Origin of the sequence: Synechococcus sp. LTW-R, assembly GCF_014217875.1 — a bacterium.
In the GTDB taxonomy this organism is placed as follows: Bacteria; Cyanobacteriota; Cyanobacteriia; order PCC-6307; family Cyanobiaceae; genus Vulcanococcus.
The window spans coordinates 2,335,085-2,357,417 of the sequence record NZ_CP059060.1; the positions used below are offsets into that span (position 1 = coordinate 2,335,085).

Sequence of the window (22,333 nt, forward strand, 5' to 3'; positions counted from 1 at the left end):
GCTGACGTTGGCTGGTCTTAGCCTATGGCTGGACTGCAACACCCGCCTGAGCCCCTCCCCTCGCTTGGATCGCTTTGCCTCGCCGGCCGTTCGTGAGGCGTGGGCAGCCTTCGCCCGGGCAGCCTTCCGCGGACCCTGGCGGGCGCGTCCTGATGCAGTCCGCCGCACCCTGCCGGCGCTGCTGCAGCACCAGGCTCGTCTTGAGCTCTGGGTGAAGGAGCAGAAGCTCCTGGAGCTCGACCTCGAGACCCAGCGCTATCGCCTCGGCCGGGACCCCTCCTGCGAGCTGCCCCTGGCGGACCCGAGCTTGAGCCGGATTCACGCGATTCTCGAGCGCGAGCGTCCCAGCGACCGGGACTTTGCCTTGGAGGACTTCGGCTCCTCGAATGGACTCTTTCACCGGGACCGGCGCATTCGCTGGATTCAGCTGCGCGACGGTGATGCGGTCCAGTTGGGTTCGCCCTTGAAGGGAGAGGCGCCCGAGTTGCGCTACGTCCATCCCCGCAGCCCCTTGGAGCAGGCGGTTCGCCTGCTGGGCATCGGTGCCTTGGCGGGTTCAGCCCTGTTGGTGAGCGGCATGCTCCTGGCGGCCAGCATCGGCGGCGGCTCGAGGATACGGAGCATTGAAGGCCCGGTCAAAATCTTTGCCGCCAATGGCCAGCAGGTGGATGCCAAGGAGGGCTCCTCCACGGCGCTGCCCTCGCTGCAGTCCTACCCCTTGCACCTGCGCCAGGCCCTGATGGCCTCAGAAGAGGCGCGGTTTGGCTGGAACAGCGGCATCGATTTATTCGGCACGCTGCGCTCGGCGGTGTTGGGGAGCGGTGGCGGCAGCGGCCTGACCCAGCAGGTCGCCCGCATGGTTTATCCGGAGGTGGGACGGGACCTGAGCCTGACCCGCAAGCTCCGGGAGTTGTCGGTGGCGCTCCAGCTGGAGGTGGGCTTCAGCAAGAACCAGATCCTCAAGCTCTATCTCGATCGCGCCTATCTCGGCCTTGGGACCGAGGGGTTTGAGCAGGCCGCTCAGCTCTATTTCCGCAAGTCCGCCAGCGATCTGGATGTCGGCCAGTCGGCCTTCCTCGTGGGACTGCTCCCCAGCCCGAATGGCTACAGCCCCTGCAACCTCGACGACCCGGGGGCGGGCCTCGAGCGCCGCAACCTGGTGCTGAAGCTGATGCATGAGCAGGGTTGGCTGAGCGATCAGGGCTTGATCGATGCCCGGCGCCGGCCCCTCAACATCGATCCCTCGGCCTGCCGGGAGTCGAGCTTCAGCAGCTACCCCTTCTTCAGTGACTACGTCGTTGGGGAGCTGGAGGGCACCCGTTTTGGCCTGAACCTCCGGGGTTCCGATGCGGCTGGAAATTATGCGGTGGAGAGCACGATCAACCCCAAGCTGCAGCAGTTGGCGCAGGAGCAGCTCAAGCGTTTCTTGGATGGACCGGCGGCTTCGGCGGGTTTGACCCAGGGGGCCCTGATCAGCCTGAACACCAAGACGGGCGACATCGTGGCCTATGTCGGCGGCGGGGATTACAGCCGCTCGAGCTTTGACCGGGTGCAGGCCCTGCGGCAGCCCGGTTCGACCTTCAAGCTCTTTCCCTTTCTGGCGGCCCTCGCGTCGGGGGTCTCCCCGGCCGAGTCCATCTCCTGTGCCCCTTTGGACTATGTCAGGGGCTGCCGCCATCACACGGGGCTCATCAGCGTGGCGGCCGGCCTGGCCGGCTCGGAGAACGTTGTGGCCTTGCGCCTGGCGGAGCGGGCGGGGTTCTCCCAGGTGCTGAAAATGGCGCGACGACTGGGGATCACGACGCCGCTGGACGCCGACTACAACACGATGCTGGGGGGGCGCGAGACCTACCTCTATGAGATGGCCCGGGCCTATGCCGTCGTGGCCAATGGGGGGCGCTCGGTGCCCGTCCATGGGGTCAGCCGGATTTATGACCTCGGCATTTGCCGCTCGGTGAAAAGCCTGGACCGCTGCCCGGCCCGCGGGGTGACGACCCCCATCGGAGAGCGATCCCGTCAGCTGATTCGGCCGGAGGTGGCCGCGGCAATGGACCAATTGCTGGCGGGCGTGGTGCAGGGGGGGACGGGCCGCGCGGCCGCGGTGATTCCGGATGCCCGCGGCAAAACCGGGACCACGAACAACGGGGTTGATGCCCTTTTCATTGGTTATTCCCCCGCCTTGAGGCTGTTGACGGCGATCTGGATGGGGAACGACGACAACCGGCCCGCCTCCGGTGCGAGCGGAGGCCTTGTGGCAGACCTTTGGGGTCGTTACATGCAGCAGGCCGCTAAAGCGCTGCCAGCAGCCGGCTGATCAGGGCCCAGCCCACACCGAGGAGGAGTCCCCAGCTGCAGCTCGAGGCCAGCAGGCGTTGCAGGGCGATGCTCGCTTCGCCGGGGTGTTGCCGGGGCAGTTGCCAGCCCAGTTGCAGGGCTCCCACGACGAGCAGCAGGACCCAGGCCGGGATGCTGAAGCCCAGGGGGCGAAAGACCAGCAGCTTCCACTGCAGGAGGCTTGAGCCCGCCGCCAGGCCAATCAGGGCACAGACCGGCCCCGCGGATCCGCTCCAGGTGCGTTGGATGGACCAGCGTTCGGCGGCAATCGCGGCTAGGGCCAGACAGGCCAGCGCGGTGAGGCTGTAGCGCAGGATCACCTGCCCCAGGGGAAGGGGGGAGCCCCCCAAGATGATTAGTAGGACGGCCAGATTCAGCCCTGCCTCTGCCCGGTTGCGATGCACCCAGGGGGCACTGATCCAGCGCCAAACCTCCCGCGGTCGGCCGGCCTGCTCGCTGCTGAGACTCCAGTGCTCCCGCAGCCTCTTCCCCCAGGGGCCGACGCCGAGACCGGCGAGGCCGAGGACCAGGACAACGCCCCCGCTCCAGCCCCAGCCCTCGAAGATCAGCCGATCCAGTTCTTGACCCAACCAGCTCAGCACCAGGGCGCCGCAGGCCGAGAGGGCCAGTCCAGGTGCCAGGGGTTCCAGACGGCGCAGGCTTGGCGTGAACCCCGCAAGCGGTTCGGGTTGTGGCGCTGGAGCGGTTGGGCGTGGTGCGGCTGTTGAAGCAGGAGCAGAGCGTTCGTTTACCGGCGACTCTTGGCCGCAGACCGCGTCGAGCAGATCCTGCAGCTCGGCTTGCACCTCGGCGGAGTAGGTCTGGCGGATGTGTGCGCCCAGGCTGGCGCGGGCACTGGCTTGGCTGGCGCCACTCCCATGCAGGAGTTGCAGCAGTAGGGGCTGATTGGCGAGGTCCCGGATCGGCCCTTTGAGGCCGTCCTCCGCGCCGATGGCATCAATGAGGCGGTTGGCGATCGCCCGACCGCTCTGGAGCGCCTCAGGGTCCTGGATCAGCCATTGGCGCAGCTGCCTGCCGAGAGTGGTGCCGAGGCCCATGGCTTGGGATCTGTGGGCTGAGCATAAAAAAGCGCCCCCGCGGGGGCGCTTGAGCGATCAAGGTGAGCCTGGACTCACTTGTTGAGGGTTGCGGCCTGCACCCGGGCGCGGGCACGGGAAAGGGCTTGTTGGGCCTTCAGCTTTTCGGTGCTGGCGGCTTGACCTTCGAACTGATTGGCGGCCGCGGTGGCTGCTTCCAGTTCTTTGTTGGCTTCATCAGCATTGATGGAGCTGCCGAGTTCAGCGGTGTTCACCAGAACGGTGACTTCATCCGCTTCGATCTCAGCGAAACCACCCTGAAGGGCAATGGCTTTCCAGTTGTTGTTCTCGCGAACCCGCAGCACCCCGTAGTCGAGGGCGGTGAGTAGGGAGACGTGACCGGGAAGGATGCCCAGTTGGCCAGTGGTGGAAGGAAGGATGACTTCGTCGGCGGGGCCGTCGAAGACGCTCTGGTCTGGAGCCAGAACGCGGAGGGTAAGAGACATCAGCTAACGCTCCGGATCAACCTTTGGCGTCGGCTTGGATCTTGGCGGCCTTGGCCTTCACTTCATCGATGTTGCCAACCAGATAGAAGGCAGCTTCGGGGAGGTGATCCAGTTCACCGGAGAGGACCATGTTGAAGCCCTTGATGGTGTCCTCGAGCTTCACGTACTTACCGGGCATGCCGGTGAAGATCTCAGCCACGAAGAAGGGCTGGGAGAGGAACTTCTCGATCTTGCGAGCGCGGTCCACGGTGCGACGGTCTTCCTCGGACAGTTCGTCCAGACCCAGAATCGCGATGATGTCCTGGAGCTCTTTGTAGCGCTGCAGGGTGGACTGCACGGCGCGGGCGGTGCGGTAATGCTCGTCACCCACGACGGAGGGCTGAAGCATGGTGCTGGTGGAGTCCAGGGGATCCACAGCGGGGTAGATGCCCTTGGAAGCCAGGCCGCGGTTCAGCACGGTGGTGGCGTCCAGGTGAGCAAAGGTGGTGGCAGGTGCGGGGTCGGTGAGGTCGTCCGCAGGCACATACACAGCCTGAATCGAGGTGATCGAACCCTCGAGGGTGGAGGTGATGCGCTCCTGCAGGCCACCCACGTCGGTGCCCAGGGTGGGCTGGTAGCCCACAGCGGAAGGCATGCGGCCGAGCAGTGCGGACACCTCGGAGCCGGCCTGCACGAAACGGAAGATGTTGTCGACGAACAGCAGCACGTCCTGCTTGTTCACGTCGCGGAAGTGCTCAGCCATGGTCAGAGCCGAGAGACCCACGCGCATGCGGGCGCCGGGGGGCTCGTTCATCTGGCCGTAGCAGAGGGCCACCTTCGACTTGGAGAGGTCGTCGGCGTTGATCACGCCGGACTCCTTGAATTCCTCGTAGAGGTCGTTGCCCTCACGGGTGCGCTCACCCACGCCACCGAACACGGACACACCGCCGTGCTCCTTAGCGATGTTGTTGATCAGCTCCTGGATCAACACGGTCTTGCCCACACCGGCGCCACCGAAGAGGCCGATCTTGCCGCCCTGGCGGTAAGGAGCCAGCAGGTCGATCACCTTGATGCCGGTTTCGAAGACCTTGGGCTTGGTCTCGAGGTCGGTCAGCTTGGGAGCTTCGCGGTGGATGGGAGCGGTGGCGGTGGCCTTCACCGGACCCTGCTCGTCGACGGGCTCGCCGAGCACGTTGAAGATGCGGCCGAGGGTGGCTTCACCCACGGGCACGGAGATGGGGGCGCCGGTGTCCAGGGCTTCCATGCCGCGAACCAGGCCGTCGGTGCCGCTCATGGCCACGGCGCGGACGCGGTGGTCGCCGAGCAGCTGTTGAACCTCAGCGGTCAGAGCAACGTCTTGACCAGCGGGGTTTTTGCCCTCGATGCGGAGAGCGTTGAAAATCTTGGGCAGCTTGCCGGCCGGAAATTCGACGTCGATCACCGGTCCGATGACCTGCCGGACGAGGCCTTTAGTGCCGGTGGCAGTAGCAGCAGCCATTTAAAGGAGAAGTAGCAGGGCGCGCAGCGGGACCAATCCCACTTGAAGCGGCGCAAACATACCACCGCGCCCCGTCGCTCCGTCACCCCTCCCCAGCCCTGTTCGGTCACCCGCCCCGCTAGGTGGTTGTGGACGAGGGAAGCGCGCCCATAACTTGGCACTCAAGGGATGCGAGTGCTAACTCGCGTTCCCAGGCGTGATTACGCCGCGACCCTGGCAGCGTCTCTGGCGCCATGCCAATGGTTTCGCCACCCAACCCGAATTCCATCCATGGCTGCTGTTTCCCTCAGCGTTTCCACCGTCAAGCCCCTGGGCGATCGCATCTTCATCAAGGTCTCCGAGTCCGAAGAGAAGACCGCCGGCGGCATCCTTCTGCCTGACTCCGCCAAAGAAAAGCCCCAGGTGGGTGAAGTGGTGCAGGTGGGCCCCGGCAAGCGCAACGACGACGGTTCCCGTCAGGCTCCTGAAGTGAGCGTTGGCGACAAGGTCCTCTACAGCAAGTACGCCGGCACCGACATCAAGCTCGGCAGCGACGAGTACGTGCTCCTGTCTGAGAAGGACATCCTGGCTGTCGTCAGCTGAGTCCGACCCGTTTTTTCCTAACCCCACTTTTCGCGAGAACCGCCTCCCATGGCTAAGCGCATCATTTACAACGAGCAGGCTCGCCGCGCTCTGGAAAAAGGCATTGACATCCTGGCCGAGTCCGTTGCCGTGACCCTCGGCCCCAAAGGCCGAAACGTCGTCCTCGAGAAGAAGTTCGGCGCTCCTCAGATCATCAATGACGGCGTCACAATCGCCAAGGAGATTGAGCTCGAGGATCACATCGAGAACACCGGTGTTGCCCTGATCCGTCAGGCCGCCTCCAAGACCAACGATGCCGCCGGTGACGGCACCACCACCGCGACCGTCCTGGCCCACGCCATGGTCAAGTCCGGTCTGCGCAATGTCGCTGCTGGCGCCAACGCCATCACCCTGAAGAAGGGCATCGACAAGGCTGCTGAGTTCCTGGTCGAGAAGATCAAGGAGAACGCCAAGCCCATCAGCGACTCCAACGCGATCGCTCAGGTCGGCACCATCTCCGCTGGCAACGACGAGGAAGTCGGCCGCATGATCGCCGACGCCATGGACAAAGTCGGCAAAGAGGGTGTGATCTCCCTCGAGGAAGGCAAGTCGATGACCACCGAACTGGAGGTCACCGAAGGCATGCGCTTCGACAAGGGCTACATCTCCCCTTACTTCGCCACCGACACCGAGCGGATGGAAGCGGTTCTGGAGGAGCCCTACATCCTGCTGACCGACAAGAAGATCGGTCTGGTGCAGGACCTCGTGCCCGTGCTCGAGCAGATCGCCCGCACCGGCAAGCCTCTGCTGATCATTGCTGAGGACATCGAGAAGGAAGCCCTGGCCACCCTCGTGGTGAACCGTCTGCGTGGCGTCCTGAACGTGGCCGCTGTGAAGGCCCCTGGTTTCGGCGATCGCCGTAAGGCCATGCTCGAGGACATCGCTGTTCTCACCAACGGTCAGCTGATCACCGAGGACGCAGGCCTCAAGCTGGAGAACACCAAGCTGGAGATGCTGGGCACCGCCCGCCGCATCACCATCAACAAAGACACCACCACCATCGTGGCCGAAGGCAACGAGGTGGCAGTGAAGGCCCGCTGCGAGCAGATCCGCAAGCAGATGGACGAAACCGACTCCACCTACGACAAGGAGAAGCTGCAGGAGCGTCTGGCCAAGCTGAGCGGCGGTGTGGCCGTGGTCAAGGTGGGTGCCGCCACCGAGACCGAGATGAAGGACAAGAAGCTGCGCCTCGAAGACGCCATCAACGCCACCAAGGCGGCCGTTGAAGAAGGCATCGTTCCTGGCGGTGGCACCACCCTGGCCCACCTGGCTCCCTCCCTCGAGGATTGGGCCAAGGCCAACCTTTCCGGCGAGGAGCTGATCGGCTCCACCATCGTGGCTTCCGCCCTGACCGCTCCCCTCAAGCGCATCGCTGAGAACGCTGGTGTGAACGGCTCCGTCGTCGCGGAGCACGTCAAGAACAAGCCCTTCACCGAGGGCTACAACGCCGCCACCGGCGAGTACGTCGACATGCTGGCGGCCGGCATCGTTGACCCCGCCAAGGTGACCCGCTCCGGTCTGCAGAACGCGGCTTCGATCGCCGGCATGGTTCTGACCACCGAGTGCATCGTGGCTGACCTGCCCGAGAAGAAGGAAGCAGCTCCTGCCGGCGGCGGCATGGGCGGCGGCGACTTCGACTACTGAGGTCGGTCGGGGAGCGGTTGACCTTCTCCCCTTCGACTCTTCAGTCATTGCAACGTATCTGGGGCACATCCGTGCCCTTTTTTTGTGCCTGTCGAGCCGGCCGATCCGAGGCGGCCCGGTTCTTCTGTATAGGTGGCGCAATGCAGGTCTATGTAGGTGGAGCCGTTTTCTGTTTGCGGGAGGGCTCAGTGGTGCAGGTGCAACGTCTTCGTCGCTGAGCCGGGAAATGAACCCAAGCGGAGAGACGTATTGTTCTTGCTATACGAATCTTGGTTGTGTCGCGTCCTGGTGCCTTCGCTGCGAACTTCAAGCCTGAGGTCTTGGATCGCTTTCGGGATCTCTGCCGGCGTCAGGGCCGGCAGTACACGAAGGTTCTCGAGCGTCTCGCTGAGGTGTATCTGGAGACCGACGGTGCCGTGCTGGATGGAACGGCCTCTTCTGGGCCTGCGGATCCCGACAAGAAGAAGCGGCTTGTTCAGGTGGAGTCACTCCAGAACAAACTCCTGGAGGATCTCTTGAAGCGTGTCGAGGTCCTGGAGAAGCAAAAGGTGAAAACGGACTATGAGATCGAGCGTGTTCAAAAGAGCGTTGCCTTTCTGCGCTCCGGTCTTCAAGAACCTGGTTCTCAGGGCTGAACGGTTAAGGGCTTGCTGTATCCCGTGTTCGAATGAAAGTCTGAGTTCTCTGGTCTTTCATGCTCGCTTTTCGTCGCTGGTTGCGGGAATTCACGGAGTTCTTCTTTCAGAAGGGCAATGCCCTGAATCTGGCCATCGCGGTGGTCGTGGGCACGCAGTTTCAGCAGATCGTCGATGCCCTCACGAAGGATCTCTTGATGCCTTTGCTGAATCCCCTGATTCGCAATGGCGGCTGGGAAAAGTGGGTGATTCCTTATGCCGGTGGGCAGCTTCTGATCGGACAGGCCCTGAATGTGCTGCTCAATTCCCTGATTGTGGGCTGGGCTCTCTTCTTGATTGTTAAGGCGATCAATCGCTCCCAGCGCATGGCTTCCGCGGGGATGGACCGCCTGCGCGCTGAACAGGGCGGGGATTCCGAGGTCTGAACGGATGCGGACCGCTAGGAGGAGGTAAAAATGTTCATTGTGAACAGTCTGGGCTCCCTGTTGCCTGAAACGGTAGCCGTCATTACCGAATGAACTCGCGTGCGGTTTTTTTCGAGACAGCGCCGATTGCTGATCGCTATTCTCACTGTTCCTGCGCTTCAGCTCCTGCTGGGTGCCTTCCTGCCAGCCCAGGCCGCTGAGGCCACGCTGGACAGCTCTGACAACACCTTGCTGCTGATGTCGGCAGCGATGGTTCTGTTGATGACCCCTGGTCTGGCCTTCTTCTACGGCGGCTTTGTTCAGGGGCGGAATGTCCTCAACACGATGGCGATGAGCTTCGTGATGATGGGCATCGCCACCTTGGTCTGGGCCACCTTTGGTTTCAGCTTGGCTTTCGCTGATGGCGGCGCCGCTCAGGCGGTGGTGGGGAACCCCTTCACGTTTGCTCTGTTGGAGCGTCTGCCGGAGGTCTGGGATGGCTTGGCCGTTCCCGGCTTGACCTTCGCCCTGTTCCAGGGCATGTTCGCGATCATCACGCCGGCTCTGATTTCAGGCGCCTTGGTGGAGCGCATCAGCTTCCGCTTCTGGTGCCTGTTCACGCCGATCTGGCTGCTCCTGGTTTATTCCCCGCTGGCCCACATGGTCTGGGGCGGCGGCTTCCTGGGCAAAGACCTGGACTTCGCCGGTGGCACCGTGGTGCACATCAGCTCCGGCGTCACCGCATTGGTCTTGGCTGGTCTGATCGGCGCCCGGCGCCAGTGGCCCAAGGCGATCCGTCCTCCCCATGACGTGACCCAGATCCTGCTCGGCACCGGTCTGCTCTGGTTTGGTTGGTTCGGCTTCAACGGCGGTAGCCAGCTTGCCGTTGGCGGCGCTGAGATTCCGTTCACCACCACCCATGTCGCGGCTGCGGCCGGTTTAGTGGCCTGGTCGGTTGTGGAGACCTGGCGCGATGGCAAGCCCACTGCCGTGGGAATGGCCACCGGTGCTGTCTCTGGCTTGGTGGGTGTGACCCCTGCCGCTGGTTTTGTGACCATCGGCTCGGGCATGGCGATCGGCGCGATCACCGCCGTCCTTTGCTATTTCTCGGTCCAGGTCAAGGTGAAGCTGCGCTTTGACGATTCCCTCGACACCTATGCCGTCCATGGCGTGGGCGGCACCGCCGGTGCCCTGTTGACGGGTGTCTTTGCCAACGCTGAGCTGATCTCCGCGCACCCTGCCGGTCAGGTTCTGGCGGAACAGGGCCGCGGTGCCCTGGTTCTCGGTCAGCTGCAGGCCGTGCTGGTGGCCTATGGCCTGGCTGCGATCGGTACCTTCCTGATCGCTGGTGTTCTGCGGGGTCTTGGCGTTCAGTTCCGCGTGACGGAAGAGGCTGAGAACCTCGGTGTGGATGTCGCCGAACATGGCGAAGAGGCCTATGCCGAGCGCGTCGGTTCTCCGCAGCTGTACTGAGCACCGTCTCCATGAGCAAGCCCGGGGTGCAGAGCATCCCGGGCTTTTGCTGTTTTGTTTCAACAGAAGGGCAAAGGGTTTGCAACTTCCTTGTCCGAAGTCTTTAGAGGCTAAGAATTATCGAGAATACCCCTCGATTACAGTCATTGATGAGTGACCTGAATGTTTCCATTGGTTCTAAGTTGATGTACACAAGTTTTTCATCGCCATTTCGGCTTCGTTAATTATTCACCCTACAATTGTGAATGTATTTATGCAGTTCTGTTGACTCCTCTGAAAGACTTGTTTTGGGCGCCTCCGGCTATTGAGGCTTGCTGCAGTTTGGTGTTAATATTTTGGCAAAAATGTTTTGGTGAAGATGCGGAAAGAGCTACGAGTCTCTCTGCTTTGCCACTTGGTGATCACTTCGATACTCGCTACTGTTGTTTCGTATCAAGTCCTTGCCCCGCTGTTTGGCCCTGAGGCTTGGGTTCTAAATAATGATCACTTGATGCCATTTGATCATATTAGATTAATTCTCTCCGGCAAAGGTTTCGGACTGCGTGATATTACCTGGGCACGTATACCAAGCTTGTTTCCAGATTATTTCCTCGCCTTTGTTTCCGGTATTTTTTCAGGGAACTGGATTGAACAGTTTTCATTCTACTGGCATGTTCAAATATTCTTTTGTGTGTCTGCGTTTCTTTTTCTAGCTCAATTTTCTTGCGGTGTGGCCGGATTGTATTTGTCTGCTGGTGTTTATTCTTTCCTTGTTTGGTTCTTTCCTGGGTATGCTGAAATAATTTTTTATTCGGGTGTTCCCATTTACCACGGAGGCAACTTTGTTAATGTTGCGCTACTTATTTTCCTGGTTTCTTGTTTGCTTTCGGGCGAGTGTCGTGGCTTCAGGGGTATAGGAATCTATGTTTTATTTGCTTACAGTCTTGTTGCATCCTTCTCGAGTAGATTGTTCTTTGTTCAGCTGATAGCTCCTCTATGGGTTCTGTTTTTGATAAACATCAGGATTGGCAATGTTTCTGCTTATTCAGTCGATTGGCGAAGGTTATGGACAAGTAAGGTTGCCCGTTTTCTTGGTTTGATCAGTATTGCTTCAATAAGCGGTCTTGTCTCTTATGTTCTCGTCATTCATCAATGTACTGATGTTGGTATTAGTGCTCACTTCGACGTCTTCGTGGCACATTTCCGCCGCATGGGTGAGAGAGGGCTTCTAGTTTTCTGCCTGCTCTCTTATCTTCCGTTGATTCTTGCTTGGTGTGGGCCGGGAAGGGTTTTTCCTCTTGGGAGGTCAGTCAACACTTTGAATGGGAGAAAGCGCGAGATCTTTATTTACTCGCTTATTGCTATCTCGAGTCTATTTACAGTCTTTGTCTTTTATATTTCCGCTGTGGACTCGTGGAGTGGGTATGGAAGATACTTGATTACTCCTGCTTATTTTCTTCCCGTTGCTGCTGTTCTGGCTGTCCGAACTTTGTCTAGGTACTGGCCTCGAATAGTTATTGCTTTCGGGGAGTATCTTCCTGGCTCCGCTTATCTGTCTTGTCAAGACCTAAAAATCTTTCTTTCATTTTATCCGCTAATAATTTCTCTGCTCTCTTTGTGCGCTGTATTTGTTTTTACGTTTTTTGATTCAGCTGTTTCGTCCGCTATCTTGATCCGCAAAAGCCATCGTGCGCCTATTCAATGGCTTGTCAAAGTCTTAAGATCTAACAATCTTCTTGGTGAGCTAGGTTATGTTGCTGATCCCCCTTTTGAGAGTCGTGCGTTGCATGCATTGTCGAATATGAAAATTCGCGCACTATCTGTGTCGACAGATGGAAACCCTTTGATGTTTCCTCATTCGAGAACCGAATATCTCTCTCGGTGGGCTAGATCCAATAGGGCTCTTTATCCAATGAGTGGCGATGTACTGCCTCCGAAATGGGTCTTGGCGAGGCAATCTAATACTCGACGTCTTTTTGAAAGATTCGGTCATCCAATTCGTACATTCGATTGCAATGGTAATGCATGTGTCTATGAATTTGATCAAGCTAGAGTCGTGGAGAATGGTGCGACCTACTTTCAGACGATAAGGTTTGATGTGTATAAATGCAAGAGTGATACATTTAAGGGGATTATTATTTCTAAGTTGCATCCCTTTTATCGTCAGATTAGGGGGAGGTTGTCTTTTGTTTTTCAAGGGTGACGGGCTGCCCGTGTCCTTTGTTCAAGTGCTTGTTTCTTGGCTGTGGAACAGGAAGAAGTGGAATAAATAGTCGTTGTCAAAAAGTCTTGTCGGCAAGCTGATGATCATTTGGTAAGAGTGCCAGGCAGGTTGTTGGTAGGTCTTCAATGAACTCGATCGTGCTAGCCCTCCAAGGCTAGATGGAGCATTAGTGGTGGCGGTATCTGCTGTTGTATCAAGCAGCGGTCAGGTAGGCGAACAGAAGAGGTGTTGGGGCCCTCGTCGTCTTCCCAGTAAACGACCGGGCTGTCGTGAAGAGATGATCCTGAGGTCGTTCAAGCGGTGAGGTGTCGTTCGTAACTAGCTGAACGCTGTGAGCGGATGTGCTCACCTGATTGGTTCGACCTTTTCTGGCAATTTGTACGAGTGAGTTAGAGCTGGCCTCTCTTTCCTGCTGAGTACAGTGGCTTGTGATGTGGTCAGCTCTGGCTATAGCTGTGATGAAAGTTGTTGACCCTTTTCTCCTGAACCCCTGTGTTGTCAGGAGTCCTCGGGCTTGAACGTCAACGCAACTCCGTTGTTGCAGTAGCGCTTCCCGGTGGGGCGAGGCCCGTCGTTGAAGACGTGGCCCTGGTGACCGCCGCAGCGCCGGCAGTGGTATTCCGTGCGGGGCACGATCAGCTTGAAGTCGACGCTGGTGCCAATGGCATTGGCCAGGGGTTCCCAGAAGCTGGGCCAACCGGTGCCGCTGTCGTATTTGGCCTTGGAGCTGAACAGCGGCAGGTCGCAGCCGGCGCAGTTGAAGATCCCAGCGCGCTTTTCGTTGTTCAGTGGGCTGGAGAAAGGCCGCTCAGTGCCCTCTTGCCGCAGCACTTGGTAGGCGGCGGGGGAAAGCCGTTGCTTCCATTGGGCGTCACTGAGTTGCCACTGGGGATCGCCGGCCTTGGCGGCCGCCTCCGCTGATTTGCCCCCTACAAGCAGAGCCAGGGAGGCGAGCAGTCCTCGACGTGTCATTTAGAGGCCCTTGAACCAGCCAGCGCTGAGGGCTGTGGCCAGTCCCAGGAAGATGGCCAGCAGGGTCCATGTGATGCGGTTCAGGGTTGCCTCGGCGCTGCGGGCGCTGGTGAACATCGAGCTGCCGCTGGAGGCCAAGCCACCCATGCCATCGCCCTTCGGGCTGTGCAGGAGCACGGTGATGACCAGCAGTGCGCCACTGCTGAGCCAGATCCAGGTGAGGACGCTTTGAATCATCGGTGCAGCCTAGGCAGTGACTAGACGCCCAGGGTCTGGGGAATGCGACTGGACTGAGACGGGCTGCCGAGGGGATGGATGAGAGAGGTGCCGCTCATCCGGCTCGGCTGCTCCAGGCCCAGGATCTCCAGCAGGGTCGGCGCGACATCGGCCAGGCCGCCGCCACTGCGCAGTTCCACCGCGGTGCCATGACCGGGAATCTTGCGCTTCTCACCTTCCACCAGGATCAGCGGCACCGGGTTGGTGGTGTGCGCAGTCCAAGGCAGGCCGTCGGGGCCTTCCATCAGCTCGGCGTTGCCGTGGTCGGCGGTCACGATCAAGGTGCCGCCCATGCGGTTCGTTGCCTCCAGCAGGCGGCCGACGGCCTGGTCGACGGCGCCAATGGCTTCCACGGTGGCCTCCATGGCTCCGGTGTGGCCGACCATGTCGGGGTTGGCGTAATTGATCACGACCAGGGAGTAGATGCCCTTGTTGATGGCGGAGATGCAGTTGTCGGTCAGCTGCTCGGCCGACATCGCTGGTGCCTGGTCGTAGGTGGCGACCCGAGGCGAGGGCACGAGGTGACGGTCTTCACCGGGGTAGGGCTGCTCGATGCCACCGTTCATGAAGTAGGTGACGTGGGGGTACTTCTCGGTTTCGGCAGTGCGGAATTGACGCAGGCCGGCCTCGGAGACCACCTGACCGAGTAGGCCGTCGAGGGACTCGGGCGGGAAGGCCACGCTGACCGGGAGCCCGGCCTCGTACTGGGTGAACGTGACCACGTTCAGATCGGGAATGAAACTCCGCTCGAACCCGTCGCAGTCCTCGAGGACCAGGGCCTTGACCAGCTGGCGCACCCGGTCGGGGCGGAAGTTGAAGACCACCAGGCCATCGCCGGATTGGATGGACCCGGAAGCCAAGCGGGTGGGCTCCAGGAATTCGTCGTAGATCTCCTCGCTGTAGGAGGCCTGCAGCACCTCCTGCGGGGTTTGCTCGGTGATCGTGCCGTCTTCGGTCAGGAGCCGGTAGGCCTTCTCGGTGCGCTCCCAACGGCTATCGCGGTCCATCGCCCAATAGCGCCCGCAGAGGGTGCTGATCCGGCCAACGCCTGCCGCTTCGATTTGGGCTTCGATCTTGGTCAGGAACGGCTCGGCGCTCTGGGGAGGCGTGTCACGGCCATCGGTGATGGCGTGAATGCACACATCCTTGAGCCCGCGTGCCTTGGCCCAATGCAGGAGGCCGCCCAGGTGGTCGATGTGGCTGTGGACGCCGCCGTCGGAGCAGAGTCCGATTAGGTGCAGGGTTTTGCCGCTGCTCTGCAGTTGCTCGGCTAAAGCGTTGAGTTCTGGGTTCTCCGCGATGCTGCCGTCCCGCACGGCCTGGCTGATGCGAACGAGCTCTTGGCGGATGATTCGACCGGCACCAATGGTGAGGTGGCCGACTTCGGAGTTGCCCATTTGATCGTCGGGCAGGCCGACATCGGCTCCGCTGGCTTCGATCAGGGTGTGGGGATAGGCATGCCAGAGGGCATCCATCACCGGGGTTTGGGCAGCCCGGATGGCGTTATGAACGTCGTCGTGCCGGTAGCCCCATCCGTCCAGGATGCACAGCACGACCGGTGAAATAGCACCCTTCCGGGAGGGATCTGAAGGCCCGGCGGTGGATGCCGCCTTGTGCGAGCCCGATTCGGTGGACGGTACGACTGTCACCCGATAAAACCCCGCCTTTCCCTACACGACCAGATAGGTCCAACCTACCTCTTGCCTTGCCCGAAGCCAGTCCTCAGCATGGTTGCGTCAGCTTTTGGCTACACCGGGGATTCCCACTACCATCGCGCCCTCCGCTTAGACCCATGGCCGCCGATCGCGTTGAAATTCTGTCCGCGGTTGAGCTCGGAAGAACCCTGAACCGTCTGGCCTCCCAGGTGCTGGAGAGCCTGGATGACAGCCGCGATCTGGTCCTCCTGGGGATTCCGACCCGGGGGGTGGCTTTGGCGGAGGTCCTGGCTCAGTTGCTGGAGCAGCTCTCGGGCCATCCCGTGGACTGCGGCAGCGTCGACCCCACCTTCCACCGAGATGACCTCGATCGGGTCGGCACGCGACTGGTGACACCGACTTCCCTGCCCTCCAGCCTCGATGGCAAGGAGGTGGTGCTGGTGGATGACGTGATTTTCACCGGCCGCACCGTGCGCGCCGCGCTTGAGGCCCTGCAGGCCTGGGGCCGTCCTCGCCGCGTCTCGCTGCTGGCGATGGTGGACCGCGGTCACCGGGAGCTGCCGATTCAACCCGACTTCTGCGGCCGGGTGGTTCCGACGAACCGGCAGGAACTAATCGCCCTCTGTCTCAAGGGCATTGATGGTGAGGAAGGGGTCTTCCTTTTAAAAGGGGAGCCCGAAGGCTGACCCTCAGGCCACCGCTTCGAGTTCGTCCGCGCGGAAGTGGGCCCGGAATTTTCCGAAGGCCACGATCACGGGCATGGTCGGGCTGATGGTGCGGCCCTTGTAGTCGTTCAGGACCTGGAAGACTTCACCCTGCTGGCCCTTGAGATCGAAGGCCTGGCCGCGATGTTGCGGGTGGTGGAAGACCACAACGCTCTGGCTGACCGTGACTTGATCTCCTGCCTGCATGAAGGGGGGCCTTAGACGTGGAGCCCATCCTGTCACGCGTGATTAACGCCTGCAGGCCGTTTCGGGACCGTCTTCAACGACCTGTCCCCCGAGCTCTGCGCAGGCCTGGCTGAAGGCTTGCCAGTCATCGAGTCCCTGCTCGAGCTTCTGGCCCACCAGGCGGTTGAGCTGGGCCTCGGGGACGTTGGAGCCCAGGCCGCCGTGGGAATCGTGCTCGCCATGGTCCCGTTGGCGGAGCCCTTCGATACCGGCTTCCACCTGCTGGCGCAGCCCCTGGGTGCGGGTCCTCCACCAGGGGTGTTCGATCCGGTTGAGGGCATCGAGGGCTTCCCACCAGCGCTCCTGGGGGATCAGCCGGGCGGCCCGCTCCTTCTGAAACCGGTTGCGGCTCCAGTCTTCGCGGAGTTGATCGCCCAGCGCTGTGCCCTGGGGGTTCTGGTCGGCATTGAGGCTCTTCAGGACCGCGATCGCCTGCTCCAGTTGACCGCGGCGATAGAGGCTGAGGGCTTCGTTCTCCAGTTGCTTTTGCCAGGCCAGCAGGCGCTGCTGGTCCTCCGGCGTGCTGTTGCCGGAGTTGACCAGCAGGCGCTGGAGTTGCAGGGCCTGGGCCCGCTGGTTGGCCTGCCAGAGCTGATCGGCTTTCAGCCGGCGGCAATGGCTGAGTTCCAGTGGCGCTTGGCCCCCCAGCCAGCGCAGGGCGGAGAGCTGCTCGCCGTAGAGCAGGCAGTCATCCAATCGCCCGGCTTTGGAGGCCTGCTCGAGGCGAGCCGGAAGTTGTTTTTCCCACCAATAGGCCGCACCGACCCCCGATGCCACCAAACCCAAGGTGAGCACCAGCCAAAAACGTGGAAGCCGGTGTCGGCGGAGGGCCAAGTGGCGGGTCTGGAATCCGCTTCCGTTCTATGCAGCCGCCCTCCGGCGATCACGCGGCCAGGGGCAGCGCCTGAGCCGGCCTAGCGAACAGCGCCCAGATCGATGGCGTCTTGGCGCATTTGGGTCTGCAGATCCAAGGCCTCGACCTGCAGGTGAGCCGCCCCATCAATCCAAAAGCGCAGCTCGATGCGGTCCTCCCCGGGCTCGCCGGCGGGGCTCAGCGGAATCTGGATGGGGGCCTGCGGCCAGGTCTGGACCCGGGCCTCTCCTGCCCGTTGGCGGCGCAGGACGGGCAGCCCATCCACAAAGACCACCTCGCTGCGCTCTTCCGCCTGGGGTTCCCCGAGCACCAATTCCAGGGCTTGCTGATTGCTCTGGCTGCAGGAGAGGCGAATTACCAGGGGTTGCTCGATCGGCCAGCTCTGACCGGCCACGAAGAGCGGATGCCAGCGGTGTTCACCGCTGCGCTGATCCCAGCAACGCAGGGAGACCCCCTGGCTGAGGACGTCCTTGATGCGAACGCCGGGGGTGAGGCTCAAGGCCCCTAGGGCGACGGCTTCCACGGGACGGCTGTCCCGCAGGGGCGTGCCCGGGAGCCGTTGCTGAAGCCAGCCGCGAATCAAGGGGATTTGAGCGCTTCCCCCCACCGGCAGGATCGCGTCGATGTCCTCGCTTTGAACGCCCGCGGCCCTGGCTCCGGCCAGCACGGTTTCCAGCAGTTCATCCAGCAAGCGCAGCAGCCCTTGCTCCAGCAGCAGTTGCTCGAAGCCGGCCCGCTGCAGGCGCAAGGGGATCGGGGTCGATGCTCCCGTGGAAGTCCAAAGGGCGAGGACTTCCTCCTGGGTGCTGAGCTCGCATTTGAGCCGCTCACAGACCTGCAGGAGTCCCCGTGGCGGATGGGGAAGATCCGGGCAGAGGTGCGCGGCGATCCAGCGGTCTAAATCGCGTCCCCCGAGTGCCAAGCCGGCCTTACCCAGCACCTCGGCGGTGCGCATCGTTTGTTGGCTCCCGCTCAGGTTGCGGCCGCCAAAGCGCAGCAATTGGGCGATGGGGGCGGCGCGCCCTTCCCCACCGGGAAGGGCCACCAATGAGAGGTCCGTGGTTCCACCGCCGACATCGACGACCAGGACGCGGCTTCCGGGGGGGAGGCCTGCGCCGATGGCGGCCGCGGTGGGTTCATCCACCAAGGCCACATCGGGGACATCCATGGCTTCGACGGCGTCCAGGAGCCATTGGCGGTAGCCCCGGTAGCCATCGATGGGGGCGGTCAGCACTAGCCGATCCGGGCTGACGCTCGCCGGGAGGTGCGACCAGATCTGCTCGAGCAGCAGGCGTCCGCTTTGCTCCGGGGTCAACCAGCTGTCGCTGCTCTCACGGCTGGGTTGGGCAATCAGCCGTTTGAAATCCCGCTGCAGTTGGGGGCCTTCGCGCTCCAGCAGGCCCCCTTCGACAACCTGGCGACCGATCAGGGGTTGATCGCTGTCCCGGTCCGCGAGCCAGATCAGACTCGGGATGGCCACCGGCTCGGCGCTGCTGAAGGGCGGCAGGGGCAGCAGCTGGGCCTCGGGATCATTGGCGCCTTGATGGGCCACCACCGTGGTGGTGCTGCCGAGGTCAATGGCGAGGGTGCCGGCCATTGGCCAAAGCTGAAGGGAAACTGCCGTCTAAGAGGGTGACGCAAAATCAGGCTTCATGGTGAGACAAGCGGGACTTGTCTTGGGTCATGGAGCGGGTTGCTGTTGCCCTTTGGTCGTTCTATCGGGAAGACCCTGAGCAGGCGCGTCGCCTGGATCCGTTGCTGGCGGCCCGCCTGTCCCGGGGTTGGGGCTCCCTTCGGATCGAATGCAGGGATCTAGCCCACCGGGCCATGGTCTGCGGCGTGATCGATTTGCTGCGGCCCCCCTTGGAGGCGTTGCAGTTGGCCCGGGAGATTCGTCTAATGGTCGCCGGTGAGGAGCCAATGGTCTTCCCCGTCACCGTTCCCTTGCCCAGCAGTCTGCTGACCTACGATGAGTCGATCGGCGAATAGTGCATGTATCTCGGCGTCAACGTCAGCCCCAAAGAGCTCGCGCAGCGCGCTGAGAATCTCGTTCGGCACTCCAGCAACCGCTACCTGACCACCGTTCGCATCGCCTTCCGCGCCAAACAGCGTCGGTTTGATGATTTCGATGGTCTGCTGGAGGATTCGATGGTCAAGCCCGTTCAGCGCGCCATCATCGAGCTGAGCGACGAGCAGGATCAGCCTGACCTGCTGCCTGGCTGAGCTTCAAGATCCGTGCCCGTCGTGGCCGTGATTCAGCGTGAAGGAGAAGGGTGGCGGTTGGCTTGGGATGCCGGCCGTCACCCTTTTTCGGTCTTGATTGGCGGTGACGGTTGGGCCGCTGAGCTCAGTGAGGCTGAAGCCTTCGGCCTGCGCGATGGGCTGCGGGATTTGATCGATCAACACCGTCAGCTGATCGATCAGTTGATGGCCGAAGAAGCGATCGAGCTGGAGCTCGAGCGAGGGGGCTGGTGGATCTGCCTGGATGGTGATCGCCGGGGCTGGACCCTGCGGGTGATGCTCAGCCCTGAGCCAGGCCAGCGGGCGATTGAGGGCAGCTGGAGCCGTGGGGCCGCCGCCGGTTTCAGTGCGGCGCTTTCCCAGCTCCATGGCCAGCCGTGAGGGCATGCAGGGCGCAGTAATCGAGCCCATCCAGTCCGGCGTCGCTGGAGCGTTGCAGCAACTGCAGTAGCCCCTTCAGTCCTTCGCCATTGAGCCCCGCGGCTTGGGAGGCCTCGAGGAATAGCGCGAGGTCCTTGCGCAGGTGGGCCGTGGGGAAATTGGGGTTGGCGTAGTCCCCCTGGAGCTCCCGCTCCAATTTCTTGTCGAAGGTCGGGGCGTAGAGGGCGCTGCCCCGCAGGATCTCCATGAAGCTCTCGACGTCCACGCCGCTGCGCTGCACCAGATGCAGCGAGAGGCTGAAGGCGTGAGTGAGGCTCGCGATCAGTTGATTGAGGGCCAGCTTGCAGGCCATGGCGCTGCCGACTGGGCCGAGGTGCCGCGGGGCTTCGCTGAGCTGCTTGAGGAGGGGTTCGGCCGCGGCGAAAACCTCGGGCTCTCCTCCGGCCATCAGCTGCAGCCGACCGACCAGTGCTTCCGGTTTGCTGCCCAGGACGGGGGCTTCGAGGTAGCGCCCGCCCCGTTCCGCCACCCCGGCGGCCAGGGCCTGGCTTTGCTCGGGAGCGATCGTGGCGATTTGAATGACGCCGCGCCCGGCGAGCTGCTGATCGAGCTCCCCCAGGAGCAGCGCTTCCGTGCTGGGCCCATCGCTGAGCACGGTGACCAACCAGTCCGCCTTCCCGGCTACCTCCTGGGCCGTGGGGGCCGTCCGGGCCCCGGCCTGGATCAAGGACTGGCAGCGCTTGGCGGTGCGGTTCCAGACCCAGAGCTCCTGCTCGCCCTCCAGCAGTCGACTGGCGATGGCTCCCCCCAGGAGGCCGGTTCCAAACAGGGCGATGGCCATGGCGTTGGGGGTGAGATTGCTGATGAGATCATCGCTCTGATCAGGACTGCTGATCAGCGTTTTTCTCCCAGGGGAGCGCACGTCTTCCCCAGGGTTTTGCACCGTTTTTCCACAGCCCCAGCCCGAGAGCGGTCAGTGATAGCGGCGGGCTGGGGAGAACGGGACTGGAATCGGCAAGGCCTGTTGACAAGCCCTGAGGCCCCCCGCAGCGGCGCCCCCTGGTGCCCATGGACGGGGCTGCATCCCCTCTGCTGGCTGGTATCTAGGCCTGAGAACGGCTGGGAATGAGCCCGTCAGGGTGCTGTTGACCGTTCCCCCGCGTTGTGGGGAACTAGTCCCATCGACCGCAGGAACGGCATGGAAGCAACTGGAACGGTGAGCATGTGCGCTGAGGTTCCCGAGCCCCTGCTTCAGTCCATGCAGGGCTTCATCGAGGCCCACCCCAACTGGGACCAGTACCGCCTCTTCCAGGCCGCTCTGGCGGGGTTTCTGGTGCAGAACGGGGTGCAGACCCGCGAGATCACCCGTTGCTATCTCGCCAACCTCTTCCCGCAGCAATCGCGCTTCAGCGAGCCCCTCGCCTGATCAGGCGCCATTGGACGTAGCTGTTGGTCACGGTCGTAGCCATCAGACACAGGGCGGGCACGACCACCACGCAGGTGACCGACATACCTGAGCCATCCCAGAGCAGTTCGCTCAAGAGGCCCAAGGCGAAGGGGAGCACGGTGATGGCGAGCAGCATCCCCGCCAGGGCGATTAATCCAGGCCCCTGGTGCTCCAGCAGCACGAAGCCGGCGCGAAAGGCTTTCGTGGCCCCCAGCCCTTCAGCCACCACCAAGCAGGCGTTGAAGAGCTGGCTGAGGGCTAGCCCCCCTCCGAGGACCACACCCAGCACGAGGGGCAGGGGGGCCAGGGGCTGCGCCACCAGCAGCAGAAACGACCAACTCAAAAAGCTCATCAGCACGATCAGGCTGAGGGCGGCGGTGAGGCGCAGGACTCCCCGGGTGAGGTGCCAGCTGCAGGCCCCGTGCCAGCGATAGAGGGAGTGGGCCTGGGGGACCCGCCCGCGGCTCAGGTCCAGCCCAGCCCGGGTGAGCCCATCGATTAGCCAGATCAGGCTGACGGCATAGAGGCTGACGCCCAGCCCGTACAGCAACACCCTGAGGACGGCGTTGCTGACGCCATCCCCCAGACCAAAGACGGTCCAACCGAGCAGGTGCAGGCCAAACAGGCTGGCCGTAAATCCCAGAACAACCCACGGGTGAGCCCTCAGCTGGCTGAGGCTGTCGAGCAGGGCTCGCCCCGGGTGGATCTGGGGTTGCTTCAAAGGGGACCGAGGAGGGCCAAGAGTCGCTCTGCGCTGGCCTCGGGGACCGGCAGGATCGAGAGGCGATTGCCTTGCCGGACGACGGGCAAGTCCTCAACGCTGAACTGTTCCCGCAGGGCATCCAGGCTCAAGAGGGAACCAAACGTGCCGATGTACTTGAGCCGAACGCAGTCCCAGCGCGGTGCCTCCGGTTTGGATTTGGGATCGAAGTATTTGTTCCCTGAATCGAACTGAGAGGGATCGGTGATCCCGGTTTCGATCACTTCCATCATCCCGACAATGCCCGGCGGTTTGGCATTGGAGTGGTAGAAAAACGCCCGATCACCGATGGACATCGAGCGCATGAAATTGCGCGCTTGATAGTTGCGAATTCCATCCCAGAGGGTTGTACCCTCCTTCTGGAGATGCTGGATACCATAGACATCCGGCTCGCTCTTCATCAGCCAATAGTTCAACCTCATCTCACCATGCGTATCAAGGAC

At 62.0% G+C, this 22,333-nt stretch carries 24 protein-coding genes; 12 read left to right on the forward strand and 12 right to left on the reverse strand.

The window, feature by feature from the left end:
* The first annotated feature begins 7 nt into the window (after window positions 1-7).
* Complete coding sequence (locus H0O22_RS12875) at window positions 8-2,314, forward strand: transglycosylase domain-containing protein (RefSeq protein ID WP_255439342.1); 2,307 nt, start codon at window positions 8-10, stop codon at window positions 2,312-2,314.
* Here H0O22_RS12875 and H0O22_RS12880 read toward each other — a convergent pair.
* The 3 genes from H0O22_RS12880 to atpD form a co-directional block, all read right to left on the reverse strand.
* The gene (locus H0O22_RS12880; protein WP_185187006.1) at window positions 2,289-3,392 is read right to left on the reverse strand and encodes a rhomboid family intramembrane serine protease; all 1,104 of its coding nucleotides are present in this window, start codon (window positions 3,390-3,392) and stop codon (window positions 2,289-2,291) included. The two genes, H0O22_RS12875 and H0O22_RS12880, sit on opposite strands and share 26 nt — an antisense overlap.
* A 74-nt stretch (window positions 3,393-3,466) precedes the next feature.
* The gene (gene atpC, locus H0O22_RS12885) at window positions 3,467-3,877 is read right to left on the reverse strand and encodes an ATP synthase F1 subunit epsilon (RefSeq protein ID WP_185187007.1); all 411 of its coding nucleotides are present in this window, start codon (window positions 3,875-3,877) and stop codon (window positions 3,467-3,469) included.
* A 16-nt stretch (window positions 3,878-3,893) separates the two neighbouring features.
* Window positions 3,894-5,354 (reverse strand): F0F1 ATP synthase subunit beta, encoded by a 1,461-nt coding sequence (atpD, locus tag H0O22_RS12890; RefSeq protein ID WP_185187008.1) that lies wholly within the window; start codon window positions 5,352-5,354, stop codon window positions 3,894-3,896.
* A gap of 270 nt (window positions 5,355-5,624) precedes the next feature.
* Between atpD and groES the strand changes: the two genes are divergently transcribed.
* The 6 genes from groES to H0O22_RS12920 all read left to right on the forward strand — a co-directional run bounded on the left by groES (window position 5,625) and on the right by H0O22_RS12920 (window position 12,313).
* Window positions 5,625-5,936, forward strand: coding sequence for a co-chaperone GroES (gene groES / locus H0O22_RS12895; protein ID WP_185187009.1), 312 nt, complete (start codon window positions 5,625-5,627; stop codon window positions 5,934-5,936).
* Window positions 5,937-5,984: 48 nt separating this feature from the next.
* Complete coding sequence (groL, locus tag H0O22_RS12900) at window positions 5,985-7,619, forward strand: chaperonin GroEL (RefSeq protein ID WP_185187010.1); 1,635 nt, start codon at window positions 5,985-5,987, stop codon at window positions 7,617-7,619.
* 275 nt (window positions 7,620-7,894) lie between these two features.
* Window positions 7,895-8,254 (forward strand): hypothetical protein, encoded by a 360-nt coding sequence (locus tag H0O22_RS12905; protein WP_255439344.1) that lies wholly within the window; start codon window positions 7,895-7,897, stop codon window positions 8,252-8,254.
* A gap of 59 nt (window positions 8,255-8,313) precedes the next feature.
* Entirely contained in the window at window positions 8,314-8,679 is a 366-nt protein-coding gene (locus H0O22_RS12910) for an MscL family protein (RefSeq protein ID WP_185187012.1), read from the forward strand.
* Between the two features lie 126 nt (window positions 8,680-8,805).
* A complete protein-coding gene (locus H0O22_RS12915) occupies window positions 8,806-10,131 on the forward strand; it encodes an ammonium transporter (RefSeq protein WP_185187013.1) in 1,326 nt (441 codons plus the stop codon).
* A 394-nt stretch (window positions 10,132-10,525) separates the two neighbouring features.
* Window positions 10,526-12,313 carry a hypothetical protein gene (locus H0O22_RS12920; protein WP_185187014.1) on the forward strand — a complete coding sequence of 596 codons (1,788 nt, stop codon included), beginning with the start codon at window positions 10,526-10,528 and terminating at the stop codon, window positions 12,311-12,313.
* 519 nt (window positions 12,314-12,832) lie between these two features.
* On the opposite strand, the gene msrB is transcribed toward H0O22_RS12920, so the two are convergent.
* From msrB to gpmI, 3 genes are read right to left on the reverse strand one after another with little or no spacing between them, the layout of a single operon-like run.
* A complete protein-coding gene (gene msrB, locus H0O22_RS12925) occupies window positions 12,833-13,306 on the reverse strand; it encodes a peptide-methionine (R)-S-oxide reductase MsrB (RefSeq protein WP_185187015.1) in 474 nt (157 codons plus the stop codon).
* Entirely contained in the window at window positions 13,307-13,543 is a 237-nt protein-coding gene (gene secG, locus H0O22_RS12930) for a preprotein translocase subunit SecG (RefSeq protein WP_185187016.1), read from the reverse strand.
* Between the two features lie 20 nt (window positions 13,544-13,563).
* Window positions 13,564-15,135 (reverse strand): 2,3-bisphosphoglycerate-independent phosphoglycerate mutase, encoded by a 1,572-nt coding sequence (gene gpmI, locus H0O22_RS12935; protein WP_221625486.1) that lies wholly within the window; start codon window positions 15,133-15,135, stop codon window positions 13,564-13,566.
* 239 nt (window positions 15,136-15,374) lie between these two features.
* On the opposite strand from gpmI, the gene pyrR reads away from it, so the two are divergent.
* Window positions 15,375-15,923, forward strand: coding sequence for a bifunctional pyr operon transcriptional regulator/uracil phosphoribosyltransferase PyrR (pyrR, locus tag H0O22_RS12940; protein ID WP_185187017.1), 549 nt, complete (start codon window positions 15,375-15,377; stop codon window positions 15,921-15,923).
* Window positions 15,924-15,926: 3 nt separating this feature from the next.
* Here the strand turns inward: pyrR and H0O22_RS12945 are convergent, their stop codons facing one another.
* From H0O22_RS12945 to H0O22_RS12955, 3 genes are all read right to left on the reverse strand, one after another.
* Complete coding sequence (locus tag H0O22_RS12945) at window positions 15,927-16,148, reverse strand: ferredoxin-thioredoxin reductase variable chain (protein WP_010315371.1); 222 nt, start codon at window positions 16,146-16,148, stop codon at window positions 15,927-15,929.
* 42 nt (window positions 16,149-16,190) lie between these two features.
* Window positions 16,191-17,021, reverse strand: coding sequence for a hypothetical protein (locus tag H0O22_RS12950; protein WP_185187018.1), 831 nt, complete (start codon window positions 17,019-17,021; stop codon window positions 16,191-16,193).
* An 80-nt stretch (window positions 17,022-17,101) separates the two neighbouring features.
* On the reverse strand, window positions 17,102-18,658 hold the full coding sequence (locus H0O22_RS12955) for an Hsp70 family protein (protein WP_185187019.1): 1,557 nt from the start codon (window positions 18,656-18,658) through the stop codon (window positions 17,102-17,104).
* 86 nt (window positions 18,659-18,744) lie between these two features.
* Between H0O22_RS12955 and H0O22_RS12960 the strand changes: the two genes are divergently transcribed.
* From H0O22_RS12960 to H0O22_RS12970, 3 genes are read left to right on the forward strand one after another with little or no spacing between them, the layout of a single operon-like run.
* On the forward strand, window positions 18,745-19,050 hold the full coding sequence (locus tag H0O22_RS12960; protein ID WP_185187020.1) for a hypothetical protein: 306 nt from the start codon (window positions 18,745-18,747) through the stop codon (window positions 19,048-19,050).
* Window positions 19,051-19,053: 3 nt separating this feature from the next.
* The gene (locus H0O22_RS12965; RefSeq protein WP_185187021.1) at window positions 19,054-19,284 is read left to right on the forward strand and encodes a DNA-directed RNA polymerase subunit omega; all 231 of its coding nucleotides are present in this window, start codon (window positions 19,054-19,056) and stop codon (window positions 19,282-19,284) included.
* Window positions 19,285-19,296: 12 nt separating this feature from the next.
* Window positions 19,297-19,683 (forward strand): DUF1818 family protein, encoded by a 387-nt coding sequence (locus H0O22_RS12970; RefSeq protein WP_370521455.1) that lies wholly within the window; start codon window positions 19,297-19,299, stop codon window positions 19,681-19,683.
* Here the strand turns inward: H0O22_RS12970 and H0O22_RS12975 are convergent.
* The gene (locus tag H0O22_RS12975) at window positions 19,646-20,524 is read right to left on the reverse strand and encodes an NAD(P)-dependent oxidoreductase (RefSeq protein ID WP_185187022.1); all 879 of its coding nucleotides are present in this window, start codon (window positions 20,522-20,524) and stop codon (window positions 19,646-19,648) included. The two genes, H0O22_RS12970 and H0O22_RS12975, sit on opposite strands and share 38 nt — an antisense overlap.
* A 357-nt stretch (window positions 20,525-20,881) precedes the next feature.
* Here H0O22_RS12975 and H0O22_RS12980 point away from each other — a divergent pair, with 357 nt between their 5' ends.
* A complete protein-coding gene (locus tag H0O22_RS12980; protein WP_010315385.1) occupies window positions 20,882-21,109 on the forward strand; it encodes a DUF2811 domain-containing protein in 228 nt (75 codons plus the stop codon).
* Here the strand turns inward: H0O22_RS12980 and H0O22_RS12985 are convergent.
* Window positions 21,090-21,851: a hypothetical protein gene (locus H0O22_RS12985; protein WP_185187023.1), complete on the reverse strand. Its 762-nt coding sequence runs from the start codon at window positions 21,849-21,851 to the stop codon at window positions 21,090-21,092. The two genes, H0O22_RS12980 and H0O22_RS12985, sit on opposite strands and share 20 nt — an antisense overlap.
* Window positions 21,848-22,306 (reverse strand): EVE domain-containing protein, encoded by a 459-nt coding sequence (locus tag H0O22_RS12990; RefSeq protein ID WP_185188448.1) that lies wholly within the window; start codon window positions 22,304-22,306, stop codon window positions 21,848-21,850. Before H0O22_RS12990 ends, H0O22_RS12985 begins: the two co-directional genes overlap by 4 nt.
* Window positions 22,307-22,333: the final 27 nt, after the last annotated feature.

What these genes read in the sequence shown, in the direction of transcription:
- groL (WP_185187010.1), top strand. Translation starts at nt 5,985, where the DNA reads ATGGCTAAGCGCATCATTTACAACGAGCAGGCTCGCCGCGCTCTGGAA.
- H0O22_RS12965 (WP_185187021.1), top strand. Translation starts at nt 19,054, where the DNA reads ATGTATCTCGGCGTCAACGTCAGCCCCAAAGAGCTCGCGCAGCGCGCT.
- H0O22_RS12910 (WP_185187012.1), top strand. Translation starts at nt 8,314, where the DNA reads ATGCTCGCTTTTCGTCGCTGGTTGCGGGAATTCACGGAGTTCTTCTTT.
- msrB (WP_185187015.1), bottom strand. Translation starts at nt 13,306, where the DNA reads ATGACACGTCGAGGACTGCTCGCCTCCCTGGCTCTGCTTGTAGGGGGC.
- H0O22_RS12980 (WP_010315385.1), top strand. Translation starts at nt 20,882, where the DNA reads ATGGAAGCAACTGGAACGGTGAGCATGTGCGCTGAGGTTCCCGAGCCC.
- H0O22_RS12955 (WP_185187019.1), bottom strand. Translation starts at nt 18,658, where the DNA reads ATGGCCGGCACCCTCGCCATTGACCTCGGCAGCACCACCACGGTGGTG.
- pyrR (WP_185187017.1), top strand. Translation starts at nt 15,375, where the DNA reads ATGGCCGCCGATCGCGTTGAAATTCTGTCCGCGGTTGAGCTCGGAAGA.
- atpC (WP_185187007.1), bottom strand. Translation starts at nt 3,877, where the DNA reads ATGTCTCTTACCCTCCGCGTTCTGGCTCCAGACCAGAGCGTCTTCGAC.
- H0O22_RS12945 (WP_010315371.1), bottom strand. Translation starts at nt 16,148, where the DNA reads ATGCAGGCAGGAGATCAAGTCACGGTCAGCCAGAGCGTTGTGGTCTTC.
- atpD (WP_185187008.1), bottom strand. Translation starts at nt 5,354, where the DNA reads ATGGCTGCTGCTACTGCCACCGGCACTAAAGGCCTCGTCCGGCAGGTC.
- H0O22_RS12960 (WP_185187020.1), top strand. Translation starts at nt 18,745, where the DNA reads ATGGAGCGGGTTGCTGTTGCCCTTTGGTCGTTCTATCGGGAAGACCCT.
- groES (WP_185187009.1), top strand. Translation starts at nt 5,625, where the DNA reads ATGGCTGCTGTTTCCCTCAGCGTTTCCACCGTCAAGCCCCTGGGCGAT.
- H0O22_RS12880 (WP_185187006.1), bottom strand. Translation starts at nt 3,392, where the DNA reads ATGGGCCTCGGCACCACTCTCGGCAGGCAGCTGCGCCAATGGCTGATC.
- H0O22_RS12975 (WP_185187022.1), bottom strand. Translation starts at nt 20,524, where the DNA reads ATGGCCATCGCCCTGTTTGGAACCGGCCTCCTGGGGGGAGCCATCGCC.
- secG (WP_185187016.1), bottom strand. Translation starts at nt 13,543, where the DNA reads ATGATTCAAAGCGTCCTCACCTGGATCTGGCTCAGCAGTGGCGCACTG.